This is a genomic window from Psychromonas sp. KJ10-5 (genome assembly GCF_055808325.1).
In genome coordinates, this window is sequence record NZ_CM147864.1 from 2913975 (window position 1) to 2927794 (window position 13820).

9 protein-coding genes are annotated in these 13820 nt (G+C 36.3%); 7 read left to right on the forward strand and 2 right to left on the reverse strand.

The annotated features are described in order from the left end of the window. Positions 1 to 57: 57 nt before the first annotated feature. Positions 58 to 711 carry a hypothetical protein gene (locus AC0L3W_RS12720; RefSeq protein ID WP_290040825.1) on the reverse strand — a complete coding sequence of 218 codons (654 nt, stop codon included), beginning with the start codon at positions 709 to 711 and terminating at the stop codon, positions 58 to 60. A gap of 993 nt (positions 712 to 1704) precedes the next feature. Between AC0L3W_RS12720 and AC0L3W_RS12725 the strand changes: the two genes are divergently transcribed. From AC0L3W_RS12725 to AC0L3W_RS12750, 6 genes are all read left to right on the forward strand, one after another. Then, complete coding sequence (locus AC0L3W_RS12725; RefSeq protein WP_290040826.1) at positions 1705 to 2985, forward strand: cation:proton antiporter; 1281 nt, start codon at positions 1705 to 1707, stop codon at positions 2983 to 2985. 250 nt (positions 2986 to 3235) lie between these two features. Further along, positions 3236 to 5572 carry an HD domain-containing phosphohydrolase gene (locus AC0L3W_RS12730; protein ID WP_409440358.1) on the forward strand — a complete coding sequence of 779 codons (2337 nt, stop codon included), beginning with the start codon at positions 3236 to 3238 and terminating at the stop codon, positions 5570 to 5572. Between the two features lie 141 nt (positions 5573 to 5713). Beyond that, on the forward strand, positions 5714 to 6187 hold the full coding sequence (locus AC0L3W_RS12735) for a transcription elongation factor (RefSeq protein ID WP_290040829.1): 474 nt from the start codon (positions 5714 to 5716) through the stop codon (positions 6185 to 6187). A 183-nt stretch (positions 6188 to 6370) separates the two neighbouring features. Continuing rightward, positions 6371 to 7765: an aminotransferase class V-fold PLP-dependent enzyme gene (locus AC0L3W_RS12740; protein WP_290040830.1), complete on the forward strand. Its 1395-nt coding sequence runs from the start codon at positions 6371 to 6373 to the stop codon at positions 7763 to 7765. Positions 7766 to 7863: 98 nt separating this feature from the next. Beyond that, the gene (locus tag AC0L3W_RS12745) at positions 7864 to 8784 is read left to right on the forward strand and encodes a transporter substrate-binding domain-containing protein (RefSeq protein ID WP_409440357.1); all 921 of its coding nucleotides are present in this window, start codon (positions 7864 to 7866) and stop codon (positions 8782 to 8784) included. A gap of 8 nt (positions 8785 to 8792) precedes the next feature. Further along, positions 8793 to 11123, forward strand: a complete 2331-nt coding sequence (locus AC0L3W_RS12750) for a putative bifunctional diguanylate cyclase/phosphodiesterase (RefSeq protein WP_409440356.1) — start codon at positions 8793 to 8795, stop codon at positions 11121 to 11123. A 49-nt stretch (positions 11124 to 11172) separates the two neighbouring features. Here the strand turns inward: AC0L3W_RS12750 and AC0L3W_RS12755 are convergent, their stop codons facing one another. Continuing rightward, on the reverse strand, positions 11173 to 11853 hold the full coding sequence (locus AC0L3W_RS12755) for a DsbA family oxidoreductase (RefSeq protein WP_409440355.1): 681 nt from the start codon (positions 11851 to 11853) through the stop codon (positions 11173 to 11175). A 494-nt stretch (positions 11854 to 12347) separates the two neighbouring features. Between AC0L3W_RS12755 and AC0L3W_RS12760 the strand changes: the two genes are divergently transcribed. Further along, the gene (locus AC0L3W_RS12760; protein ID WP_409440354.1) at positions 12348 to 13721 is read left to right on the forward strand and encodes an MATE family efflux transporter; all 1374 of its coding nucleotides are present in this window, start codon (positions 12348 to 12350) and stop codon (positions 13719 to 13721) included. Positions 13722 to 13820 lie beyond the last annotated feature (99 nt).

Genomic DNA, 13820 nt, shown 5'->3' on the forward strand with positions numbered 1-13820 from the left:
ACATAACAGAACTAAATGTTACGCAAAAAATAGATCTGTTACTTAACATGATGAATATTACAGCCCAATGCTATCTAGAATCTCTAAAAATACCTCTTCTCGGCTACTTGCTGTTAAGTTTGGATATAAACGACATAAACGTATCGCCTGACTAAATTTATTTTTCCCTAACACACTCAATACGCGGGTAAATAGTGCTTCATCTAAGAAAAAGGTTTTCACTACATGTGAGACAGCATCATCTAATGATACATAAATAACACCATCGAATTCAAAACTATCATTTTCACTATCTATAACCAACAATTCATTATTTATAACTAACGGCCAACCTTGATAGTTTATTCTGCCTTGCATCAATTCAAACATGGGCCAAGCACTGCGCTTAAAACCTTCAAAAGCACTGCCCTCTAATTCAGACTCTTCTAACTCTTTCTTGGTCCAATTAGAGCCAATACTTAAAACTTTTTGATGTTTTTTAGTTAATGCTTTTTTAATCGCATCTCGATAATGGTAAATAGAGGTAAAAGCGGATCGCTTAACAATACTTGAGCATTCTTTACAGCTAGGTAAAGTTAAAGGTAAATGATCTAAAATATTAGTTTCATATTCATAGGCTGGAAATTTTACTTTTTTATCACTAGGCTCACCACAAAACCAGCAAGTATGACGATAATTAAAAGGGATCTCGACAGCATAGAAAGTAGCCATAATACGCACCTATAAAAAATAATTCAGGGTACGTTTTGATAAGGTAATAATCAATGGCAGAGTTAGCAATTAAATAGCTTAATTAAAATGCTAGGAATTTAGCAAAATATTTTAGGTTCAGAAATAGGAAAGGGCAGCCGAAGCTGCCCTAATTTAGTCTCACTATCTAGTCCGTGATAGAAGTTGCTCCATGCAAAACATCCTTTTGACTATTGCCATACTAGGCATCCCCTTCCCAAATCCTTTGGGCGCCTTCCTTGTATTACATCCTTATACGATAAACATCCTGCTTATCAATCCAACATCCTGCTGGTTTCTTCCGTGACACATCCTTATTTAATAAACATCCTGCTTATTAACTGCTCCCTATCCTTGGAAGGTGTCCTTGTACATCCTGTAATTCGTCCTTGCTTTTCCTTAACGATAAACTTCCTGCTTATCTAACTTCAATCCTGAAGTGTCCTTTTGTCATCCTGACTAGATAAATATTCCTTATTTACCTAATAACAACATCCTGTTGTTTCCTGCTTTCCGTTTGCTGATTAACATCCTATTAATCGTCTACGTCCTTGTTTGCGGGAGAAATAGTACGACGCATCGAGCTAATAAGACCACTTAGAAAAAAAATAAATTACGAAAGCAATGAACAAAAAACAGGACAAACATTAAATATCAACAACTTAACTAAAAACAATATTGAAATAACACCTAAAAATCTTTATTTAAAGTAAGGATCTAGCACATAAGCAATGGTCGATCTCTCACAAGTATAAAACAGTGAATACAGTGAGGTAGATAAAAGTTCACTAATTTTAGTGATCACAATCACAATTAATAAGTACAAAAAAAGATTAATGAGATCTCTGTCAGCAACATTTATCGTCCATTTTGTATAAAAAACAATCAAACAATCGCTGTAATAATCAACAAGCCATAGTATTTACTACTAATTAGCATTATATTTACATTTCCTTTACACCTCAGGTTATCACTATGTCCGTTTACGCCACTTTATGCTTCCTCGCTGCAGCAGCAATGCTGATCACTCTAATTAATAGTAAATTAGGAAAATGGCAAAGTACCATCGCCATAACAGCAGGATCCCTATTATTATCTCTTACTATTATCATCGCCGGTAAAAATGGCTTTACTCAATTAAGAGAAGTCGCTGTTACTCAATTAACCGAGATAGATTTCGAACACTTCCTATTAGATGGATTATTAGGCTTTCTCTTATTTGCAGGCGGCTTAGGTATTAAGTTAGAAAGTTTAAAAGATCAAAAGTGGGAAATTACAGTACTTGCATTAGGCGCGACTCTCTTTTCCACCTTCTTTGTAGGTTTTGTCCTGTATTACATTTGTCAGTTAATTGGTCTCCCGCTTGACCTTATATACTGTTTATTATTTGGTGCGCTTATTTCTCCGACGGATCCAATCGCGGTTCTTGCCATTGTTAAAAAGTTAAATGCTCCAAAACGTATTTCTACTCAAATAGAAGGCGAGTCACTCTTTAATGATGGTTTTGGTTTAGTTATTTTTGTCACTATCTTCAATATCGCTTTCTCTGGAGAGCCTTTAACGGTAAGCAATGTCTCTATGTTGTTCTTACATGAAGCGATTGGAGGTATTGTGTACGGCTTTGCATTAGGTTTATTGTTCCACTACTTAATTAGTGCAACCAATGACCATGCAATGGAACTGTTATTTACCATTGGTGTACCTACAGCTGGTTATGTATTCGGCGAATTAATTGGTGTTTCAGCACCTTTAGCAATGGTTGTTGCAGGTATCATGATTGGTAACTGGACAAGAAAAACTGGATTTTCAGAAGAGAGTAAAGCGCAACTAGACCATTTCTGGGAATTAGTTGATGAATTCTTAAATGGTCTATTATTCCTGTTGATCGGTTTAAGTATGTTGCAATTTAGCTTCTACCAGGAAGACTGGATTATTATGCTAATTGCTATCCCAGTGGTATTAGTGGCCCGCTACTTAAGCATTCGCCTATCCTATGTTGGCTTTAAACGTTTCCGCAACTATAACCCTTACTCTGTTCGCATTTTAACTTGGGGTGGATTACGAGGTGGTCTAGCACTTGCGATGGCAATGGCTGTTCCAGCAGGTATTTGGGTTGTTCCTGAAAAAAATATTGATGTACGCGAAATCATACTGGTAATGACTTATGGTGTTGTATTGTTCTCAATCTTAATACAAGGTTCTAGTATTGTGCCGCTCATTAATAAAGCAAAAGACTGGCAAAACAAGCATCAATAAACACCTAGACTATCAGCACTATTACTTATTTGAGATAGCTAATAGTGCTTGATTTGACCTTCTATTTTTTTACTTCTTTAACCTTTTAGCTTCCCTTACCTTCAGCGTTTCCCGATAGCAAAAATTAATAAAATCAATGCGAACAAAAACAGATATTACTGGTCTGATAAAAGATTAAGCAAATAACCCGTCAAACCCGAGACACTCTATTAGTGTTATCGGTTTAACCGTTTTAAAATCAGGAAAAGTCATGTCTAAATCTGCTGAAAAAGCAACCTTGTCCATTGGTGTTCGATTGTTTAGTGCATTTCTATTTACCAGCTTATTAATTAGTACCATAGCGGCGTCTTTACATTATTATCATAGCCAAAAGCAGGCTAAAGATGCAGTACTACAAATTTATCAAACAGCTGCAGATCAAATTCGCTATCGCACAGAACAAAATAAACAACAAATATCGGATCAATTAACTGCCTTAACTAGCTCACAAGATCTTACTCGTCATAATAAGCTAACCACCTATAGTATTAATCGATTTGCGCAGATACTCAATCAGCATGAAAGTTACCAATCTATTTCAGTGGGCTTTAAAAACGGCAATTTACAAAAACTAGTTGCATTGAATAAGCCTGAAAGTGCTCAATATATCCAGCAAATAAAAGGAGCAAAATGGTTACTTGTTTCAATTCAAAAAAACAACACAGATACAATTAGAGAAGAGTTTTATTTTGATGCTAATTTTCACTTTTTAAATAAATTTAAAGAAACAACCACTGGAGATATCACTACCAGTGCTTGGTATAAAGCGGCACTATCTGAAATAACAGCCATCACTTCACAAACAGAGAAAACTATCATTTATTCTAGGAAGCTCAATACAGACAGAGCGGTTATCGCGATCGAGAGTAGATTAAATGACTATACTGATATACTAAGTCATATCAACACCCCTTCCCTATTGAGGGAGATGTACCTCTTTACTAATAAAGGGCATTTATTAGCGACCTCTGATACAGATAAATGGAAGAGCCCTGAACGTTCTCCCTACCCTTTATTAATGGAACTCGTTGACTCACAAGTTACTAACGAATTACGCGAAATTGAAGCTGATACACAAACTTATTATGTTTATTTAACAAGCATGATAGGTGCAACAGGTGCCCCTAGCTATTTAGCCCTGTTAGCTCCTAAGCAATCAGTCTTATTGCCAAGTATCAAAACATCCATCGAAATATCATTAATCTGCTTAGTGTTATCAATTCTATTATCATGGAGATTCTCTTCACCTATCGGTAAAGCGTTGAGCAGGTTAATTAATGCTCTAGCAATTGCAAAATCCGAAGAATATAAAAGATTCCAAACTCAACCAACACGATTTTCTGAGTTAAACCATATCAATGCTGCTTTGACAGATATGACAGATCTCATTGCGCAACAAAATATTAAGCATACGGAGCGAGCAGCATTGTTTGCATCACTTAATGCCCAAATAATCGATAATAAAGCGCTCTATAACAACAACCAAATCAGCCGCTCTCCAACATTAACGGAGATGTTAGGTATTGCTGCCAGCGATTCCAATTTACCAGAGTTTTCCTGTTTAACACTTTCAGACCAAACAAAACTTAACTTACTTAAAACAAAAGCTTGGAAAAATTTATATCACGGTTTAACCACAGAAGAGATAGTCAATAAAGGCAGTAAGTTGGCGATACCTTACAATCGAATACACGAAATAAGAATGCGCTTTGAAGTATTGTGGCGAGATGCTGAAATTAACTATTACCAACAGAGTCGCGCTAACCCTGAGCTCAATAAGCCATTAAAAGAAAAGTTAATTAAAGAGCAGTTACAATTAATGCGAGATTTTGAGTTTATAGCGAAAGTGAATCAAGGTCACCATAAGTTAACTTCTCAAGACCAGCTTCGCTTACAACAATTAAGTGAAAAAACATGGTTACGTTATTTTGATAAGAGTATGGGATTATCGGCTATTGAAATGCTGCACATTTCCCCGAAAAAACAAAGATTACCTGCAACTGAAGTGTTATTAAGCCAAGTAACAACAGACTTGGTGGGGGATATGGATATAGAAGGTACTCTAGCAAACGCAGATACAAATATAGCTGAATTGTATAACCTATCGATTGAACAAGGCACTGCAACTGAAGAACAACAGCAACAAGCACAACAACAACTAAACTCCATCAAAACCATGTTAAGTGAACTATCAAATAAAAAATATAGCCACAATGTGATCGACTTGTCCATGTACCACAGCAGCTTACATGCGGTGCCTTATCCGAACGACGCCACACACACGGACTTATCAATCACTGAACATATTATGTTACTCAGCGATATATTTGTTGCTTTAACATCAATTAACAGCTCAATTAAATCTACATTATCCTTGAGTGAGGCGATTGATGTCTTGTATCAAATCACCATAGATAAACATCTAGAACCAGCAACTTTTAAGTTGTTTTTAACCAGTGGGATCTACCAACAATATGCTCAACAATATTTGCATCCCTCGCAAATTGATACAGTAAATATTAATCAATATCTAGACTATTCATACTAGCGTTATTTCAATTATGTTTATTACCGACTTAAATTATGTGGCTAATTACGACTGGAAAATAAAATAATTAACCACCATTTAGTCATCAGGCTAGGTATAATCCAAGTATCGTAAACCTAGCTTATGTTGTAACCCAATAAAATGAATAAAATACAGCTGCATCAGCAACTAATGACACACTTACAAAAGCAATTAAACAACGCACAAGTCGCAGCTAAAAGTGCTCATGAAACAGCAACTAATGAAGAAAATATTGCCGAAAACAAATACGATACGCTGGCATTAGAAGCAGCCTACCTCGCCCATGGGCAGTCACAACGTGCTTTAAAATGCCAAGCAGATATCGATGCTTGTGTTAGTTTACCATTAAGAAGTTCACTGGAAGGTGCAATAGGTTCGTTAGTCGTATTAGTTGACCAACATGAGCAAGCTAAGTATTTATTTATTTGTCCCGTTGCTGGCGGAGTAAAATTACAATGGCAACAACATACTGTATTAGTAGTGACGCCAGAGTCGCCGATTGGCGCAATGTTACTAGGTCAAAAAATTGATGCAGAGGTCAGTATGACGATTAATAATAAAATTCATCACTACGATATTTTACAAATCCTGTAAATAGAATGTGCTTATTCCAACAGCACATCAAGTCACTTGTTACATGACAAAAGCAGACATACGCGGAGAACCGAAATTAACTATATATATTTCAGTGTTTTATAGTTAAATATTATAAAATCCCATCGCTTTTCATATTAATTCCTCTATGCTTATATTTTCATCTAACTGAAGGGATTTAACATGATTGAAGATAAAAGTACCTCACAAGACCGACGACATTTCTTAAAAGTTACATCTGGTTTAGCGGCAGCAGGAATAAGCGCTAGCTTGCTGCCCACCACTGCAAATGCCAAAAACACCCACCAATATCGCTCTTCTCGCAACAATAAATCCATTTGGAGTAAAGTTAAAAAGGAATTTATATTAGATAAAAACACTACTTATATGAATGTTGGAACAACCGGTTCGATGCCAAGCAGTGTTTTAAAAAATTACTATGCAAATAACCTGAGCGTTGCCGAAAACCCATGGGATATGCAGGAAAAGTTTGGCGAATGGCCTTATACCACTGAAATGAGTACAAGCATTGCTGCCGGCATGGGAGCAAACGCAGACGAGATAATTCTTAGCCGAAATACAACTGACGGCATGTGCTCGATTTTAAATGGTCTGCAATTTGAATCAGGCGATGTAATATTAACAACCCACCATGAACACGTTGCAGCAGAGTCTCCATTACATGTTGTTTCAGAGCGTTATGGAGTAGAAGTGATCTACTTAGATATTCCGGTAGATACTGGAGATGAAAGCATCACTGAGCAACAGTTTGTTGACCTCTTTAGCAACGCTGTAAATGAATATTCAGGCCGAGTACGTTTAATTACTTTTTCGCACATCACTTACAAAACCGGTACTCGCCTGCCTGCGAAGCGTATCTGTCAAGAAGTGGCAATACCGAATGAAATTCCAACGTTAATTGATGGTGCTCATGCCATTGGTATGCTGGACCTTGATTTTCATGATATTGGTTGTGACTTTTATGCTGGCTCAGGACATAAATGGCAATGTGGAGCAGGTGCAACGGGTATATTATTTGTTTTAAATAGCGCGGAACGTCTAGATCAGTATTGGTCAGATAGAGATACCTCATTATGGTTTATCAATTCATCATTAGGCCACGCAGATTACCTTGGTACACAATTGCAACTACAATACATTGGTAATGATAACTACCCAGCTAAACAAGCACTGGCAGATGCCTGCGCAATGTGGGATGAAATAGGTAGAGATGTGATTGAAGAGCGCGTTTTAACACTTAGCAAACGTTGTAAACAACAACTTAAATTGGCATTCCCTGATGCAGCTATCTACTCTCCAGATATCGATGAGTTAGCAAGTGCCATTACCACTTTCAACCCTTTTACAGACGTTAGTGATTCAGATACCTTAACTGAATTCAGAGATACATTACGAGAACAAACAGGATTCATTATTCGCACCACTGATTTTAAAATTACACAAAATGATACGACGAATACTTACGCATTAAGAATATCGACCCATCTATTCCACGATGAAGATGACGTAGATAACTTAATAAAAGCGATGAAAAAAGTATTTAACGATATGCTTTAAAAAATTAAGCCACTTAATCGTGGCTTTTAGTACCTATACTTTAGAGGTATAATAAATAAACAGTATATATAATTATTTTACCTCTAAAGGTCTTTTTTATGGCGAACATCAAGTTAAGGTACCTTATCGTATCTCTTCTGCTACTATGCTTTTACAGTAGTTGGAGTTCTGCTCGTGATTTAGCTGAAATCAAAGCGGATGGTGTGTTACGCCATATCGGTATTCCCTATGCTAATTTCATTAATATTTATAAAGAGGGCGAGCATACCCTAGCTAGTGGGTTAGACGTTGAATTAATGCAGGGGTTTGCCAAGCACTTAGGTTTAAAGTATCAATTTATTGAAGCAACCTGGCATAACTCAATGACCTTGCTCACCGGTCGCAATGCAAACTATGTTAATGGTGTAGTGGTAAAAGGCCATATTCAGCATGAAATACAGGGAGATATTCTCGCCACTGGTGCGACTATCTTACCTTGGAGACAAGAAGTCGTTGATTTTTCTATACCTTATTTCCCTTCCGCTGTTTGGTTAATGGCGAGATCTGACTCAGCACTTTCACCAATAACCCCATCCGGCTCAGTCACTGAAGATATTAAAACAGTAAAGTCCTTATTCAAAGGCCATGAAGTATTAGCAATGAAACAGACCTGTTTAGATCCCGAACTTTATGACTTATACAATACAGAGGCTAAAATTATACTACCTGTCACAGAAAGAAAGCTAAATGAGATGATTCCCGCTATATTAAATAACGATGCTGAGCTAACATTACTAGACGTACCAGATATATTAATCGCATTAGAAAAATGGCCAGGTAAGACTAAAGTTATTGGACCAATCTCTGAGAATCAAAAGATGGGTGTGGTTTTCCGAAAAGACTCACCAAATCTCCGAAAAGCATTTAATCTGTACTTTAAAGAGATACAAGACAGTGGCGAATATAATGTATTAGTTAAAAAATATTACCCTTCTGTTTTTCATTTTTACCCTGATTTTTTTAACGTTAAATCACAATAGGGACTTTTATGCCTCGTTGGTTTACTCAAAAAAATACCCTCTTTATTGCAAGTGCTATGCTTGCAGGATACCTTTTACTTATTTTAACAGTGACCAACCTAGGCCAAAATAAACTTGAAGAATCAAGAGATAATGAGTTGCACTTAAGAATCAGTCATTATGGGGAGTTATTGAGTAATTATTTTAAACTAGCCAAACATAATTCAATCCTTGCGGCTGAAGATAAAGTTCTCATGACATTCTTTGCTAATAAAAGCGCAGGTATGTCGATGACTTATGGATTAGGTGCAAGCCTTTTTAATCTTCGAGAGTTAATCGAAAAACAATTGATTTCCCCACAGGACAAACTAACTCCTATATTTTCTCGTGTTACCCTAATTGAGTTAAATAAAGATATTATTGCTGATAGTAATAGTACGACTGCATTTAACTATCAAGGGCTCAATATTTCCGAATTAAAAAAATCCAAACAATCGTTATTTGTGAATGAAATAAACGGTAATTTAGTCATACGCTTATCCACAACCGTTTATTTCCATAATAGTCCTATTGCTTTACTCATTGCTGAATTCAACAGAGAACAAGTCATTTCTTTACTCACTGCTTTAGAATATGAAGGCAGTGGAAGCCATATCACACTTCGTAGTACCCAAGGCAACCTATTTATATGGGACTCCTTAAAAGCAGCTTCTCATGCAGAGATAACACACTCTCATCAACATGAAAATTTAATGCATAGTTTCCATTTAAAAAAAGAAATAATAGGCGCACCTTTTGTTATTGAAGCTTGGTATGAAAATATTAATAACAATGATTTATTTACTTCTAAATGGTTTGTTGTGGTTATCTCTTTATTAGCCATTCCTGTCTTTTTAACGTTGTATTACTTGTTCTATATTGAGCACAAAAACGCTCAACTCCATCATCAAATTAATGATTCACAAAAACGCCGAAAAGAGCTCTCACAATACAATTTAGAACTAGAAAACGAGATAAAAAAACGCCAAGTATCAGAACAAAAACTCGCTTATCAAGCAACCCATGACTCATTAACGGGGCTCCCGAATAGAAGTTATAGTTTAGAAAAACTCAACCATGCGATTGATTATTCACAACGAACACATAAAAAAGTACTACTGATGTACATAGACCTCGATAATTTTAAGCAAATTAATGATACTTTAGGTCATGCTGCAGGTGATAAAATACTGATCGAAACAAGTCAACGCCTACGTTCGGCTTTGCGTAAAACAGACACAGTCGCACGATTAAGCGGTGATGAATTTATGCTGGTGATTAATGACTTAGAGGATCTTGAACAAGCCACTGAGATTGCATTTAAAATTCATCACCTATTTGAACAGCCCTTCCAAATCGATAAACACCTATTTCATACTTCAAGCAGTATCGGACTAGCCATATACCCAGACGATGCTGATGATGCAGAAACACTTTTGAAATGTGCCGATATGGCTCTTTATAAAGTAAAAGGAAATGGTCGTAAAAACTTTAGTTTCTTTGAGTCTAAGATGAATGATGAAGTGAACCGCAAAGTAGCTGTCAACTTACGATTACATGTGGCTATTAAAGAAAATAACTTAGAGATGTACTACCAGCCATTAATTAATCTGAAAACCCAAAAAATAGTCGGTGCAGAAGCATTAATGCGTTGGACTGATAGCGAATTAGGGTTTGTACCACCGGATGAATTTATCGCTATCGCTGAAAAAAATAACTTAATAGAGCAACTTGGCAGTTTTGCTTTAAATACAGCAGTACATCAAGCTGCAAAATGGCAAAGCATCGCGCCGATGCAAATTGCAGTCAACTTTTCCAGTGTACAATTTAGAAACTGTACAAAGTTATTTAATGAGATAAAAGATGTACTAGTTACTTCTCAACTGCCTCCAGAACGCTTAGATGTAGAAGTAACAGAAAGCCTCATTATTAATCAAGAAGGTGAGTTATTTGATATGTTACAAGCTCTGCGTGGCATGGGTGTTGAGCTAAGCATTGATGATTTTGGCACTGGCTATTCAGCCTTAAGTTACCTACAAAAATTTGCCTTTACCAAACTAAAAATAGATCGCGGGTTCATCATGAACCTATCAGAAAACGACTCTGATAAATCACTTGTGATGGCGATTGTTGCAATGGCTAAAGCGTTAAACTTAAAAGTCGTAGGCGAAGGGATCGAAACTGAACAACAAATGCAGTTTCTCAATAAAATAGATTGTGAGTTTGGCCAAGGTTACCTATTTAGCAAACCACTACCAGCCGAGCAGTTCGAAGCACTGCTAAAAGACCCAAGAGCAATACAAAAATTACTTAATGGATAACGATAGGCTACAAGCCGTTATTTTTGCCTACAGCCTATTTTATCTAAAATTAGCCTTCAGCTAGCAACTCTGTTATGACCTGTTTATATGCTTCTACAGGTTGCGCACCAGATAACGCACTTTGACGGTTAAATACAACGGTTGGTACAGCTGAAATACCTAAGCCTTGCCAATACCTCTCATGATCAACCACTTGATCTACGTAACCTTGTGTTGTTAAACGAGCAGATGCTTCCCCGCTATCTAAGCCTATTTTAGCTATTTCAGCTAATAATATTTCACGATTAGAGATATCTTTTTGATCGGTAAATGCAGCACTAAACAGCGCCAATTTAAGCTCTGTTTGCTTACCTTTTTCATAGGCATATTCCAATAAAATATGTGCATCACGTGTATTAACAATTTTCATATCTTCAAAAAAGTTAAAGGTAAAACCAACCTCTGCACCACGTTGAGCGATATTAATACGAGCTTGATTGCTTTCTTCTAATGACGAACCGTATTTTTCAGCAACGTGCTCACGTAAATTTTGTCCTTCTGCAGGCATGTTAGGATTTAGCTCAAAAGGTTGCCATTGCAACTCAATTTGCTTTTCAACACCTAATTCTTCAATGGCTTTTTGTAAATTTTTGTAGCCAATAATACACCACGGACAAACAACATCTGATACGACATCTAATTGAATCTTCTTACTCATCATTACCCCTTTTGCAGTCAATAAACTCAACATACAAGTACTTTACATTCTTTATATTACCACACTATAACCATATAAGAACGATCGTTCAAATTAATCTAAAAATAAATATTTAATCTCCACTCGGGATAGTGAAAGCGTGATCCAATGTTAAATCTATCACTTATTTTTATCTCATTATATGGTGCAGGTCGTTTTTCGTAGTTCAGCAACTCATAACAATAGTTAGTTATTGGTAGGTGATTTTACGCAGAAATCTGAAGAAATAGCGGTATTATTTCCTTTTGATCATTTAAGCTGAAGTTACTTAATAAGCTATAGCTTCACAATGTCAAAACAATCAAATTGAACAACTCGCATATAAAATAGTACAATACTACTTAACAAGCATAAGTTTTGATTGTCTCACTTTCTTTATCAACATAAAATCACCTTTGTAATAATCGAAATATATGCCATCAACCATCTATTTTCATCGATTACATTAGCTCATTATGACAACATAAGAGTTAAGTTAAGGTTTAAAAGTGTCTTCCCAATCCTATGTAAAAAAGAATTTTTCACTTGCTTGGCCTCTCGCCCTAAACGGCCTATTAATGCAATCCATGTTAATGATAGATACCTTATTAGTATCCCCTCTAGGTGAGATCCCATTAGCAGCGATCGGTATTGCAACTACCATTGTAGCCGCAGTATTAGGTATTCAAATGGCATTAGCTAACGGTACACAATTGGTATTAAGTCGAGCGGTGGGAGCAAAAAACCAAAATTCACTCAGTAAAGCTTTCTGGTCAGGTTTTTTCATCAATGCCGCTGTAGCAGTGTTATTTTGGATAATATTAACTATCTTTGATCGCCCTTTAATTGCGCTATTAACTGATAAAATTAATTTGCATCAAGAGATTGCAGATTACCTGAACATATCAAAATATATTATCCTATTTACCGCTGTCACTCAGGTAATGATTGCACTATTTAACGGCCTTGGTAAAACTAAAATCCCCTTTAAAGGCTACCTCATTGAACTCCCAGTGAATGCCATTTTATCTTATCTACTGATTCATGGTTACCATATTTCAGAAGGCCTAAGTTACCATGGTTTAGGGGTTCAGGGCGCGGCTATCGGCAGTGTAATTGCCATTACCATACGTATGGTATACCTAGGTTTATACATGCATCTTGAACCTGATTTTATTTTCTCTCCACCGAAGACCGGCAGTAATATGTTGGTTAATATGCGTGCACATTTTATCGAGATATTCCCTATTGCAGCCAATGTAACTATCTTACTAATTGGCGCAACTATTTATCAATTACTCTACTCACAATTAGCGATTAATGCCTATGTAGCAATTACTTTAGTGATGCCATGGATCCGTGCGGGAACACAATTTATAGCCGCTTGGTCTCATTCATCTGCCATCACCGTGAGCCAAGCTATAGGCTCGAAAAAGATGGATGATTTAGTAAAAAATGTTGATACCAGCATTGATATTGCAGTGATCATATCTATCTTGTGTGCCGCTTTATTTGGTGTAATGAGCCTGTTTATGAGTCAGATCTACCCAAACCTAGATGAAACGACCTATCAAGCTTTGGCAATTATCGCACCGCTTTATATCTTTTTGCCAATAGTACGTGGGTACAACACTGTACACGGCAACATTCTGCGTTCAGTAGGACAAACCACAGCAGTTTTTAAAATTAACTTTACAGGTCAATGGCTTATATCTATTCCTTTGTGTGCTTTTCTTATTTTAGGATTAGATGCTTCTATATTTTGGGCCTTTGCAATACAACCTTTTGAAGAGGTCGTAAAAGCATTACCCTTTAGACAACTAGCGAGAAAATCCCTGAAAGAATTTAATGCAGAAAAAGCACAAAAATTAATGTATGACTAATACCAATTATATTAAATAAGTGCTCTAAATTTTGCGTAGGAAAAATGATTGAGTTCAAAGTGTAATTTAAACCTTTCGACGATTAACTTCGTTAATAGT

Coding starts and splice junctions, on each gene's coding strand:
- AC0L3W_RS12720 (WP_290040825.1), bottom strand. CDS start 711: ATGGCTACTTTCTATGCTGTCGAGATCCCTTTTAATTATCGTCATACT.
- AC0L3W_RS12725 (WP_290040826.1), top strand. CDS start 1,705: ATGTCCGTTTACGCCACTTTATGCTTCCTCGCTGCAGCAGCAATGCTG.
- AC0L3W_RS12730 (WP_409440358.1), top strand. CDS start 3,236: ATGTCTAAATCTGCTGAAAAAGCAACCTTGTCCATTGGTGTTCGATTG.
- AC0L3W_RS12735 (WP_290040829.1), top strand. CDS start 5,714: ATGAATAAAATACAGCTGCATCAGCAACTAATGACACACTTACAAAAG.
- AC0L3W_RS12740 (WP_290040830.1), top strand. CDS start 6,371: ATGATTGAAGATAAAAGTACCTCACAAGACCGACGACATTTCTTAAAA.
- AC0L3W_RS12745 (WP_409440357.1), top strand. CDS start 7,864: ATGGCGAACATCAAGTTAAGGTACCTTATCGTATCTCTTCTGCTACTA.
- AC0L3W_RS12750 (WP_409440356.1), top strand. CDS start 8,793: ATGCCTCGTTGGTTTACTCAAAAAAATACCCTCTTTATTGCAAGTGCT.
- AC0L3W_RS12755 (WP_409440355.1), bottom strand. CDS start 11,853: ATGTTGAGTTTATTGACTGCAAAAGGGGTAATGATGAGTAAGAAGATT.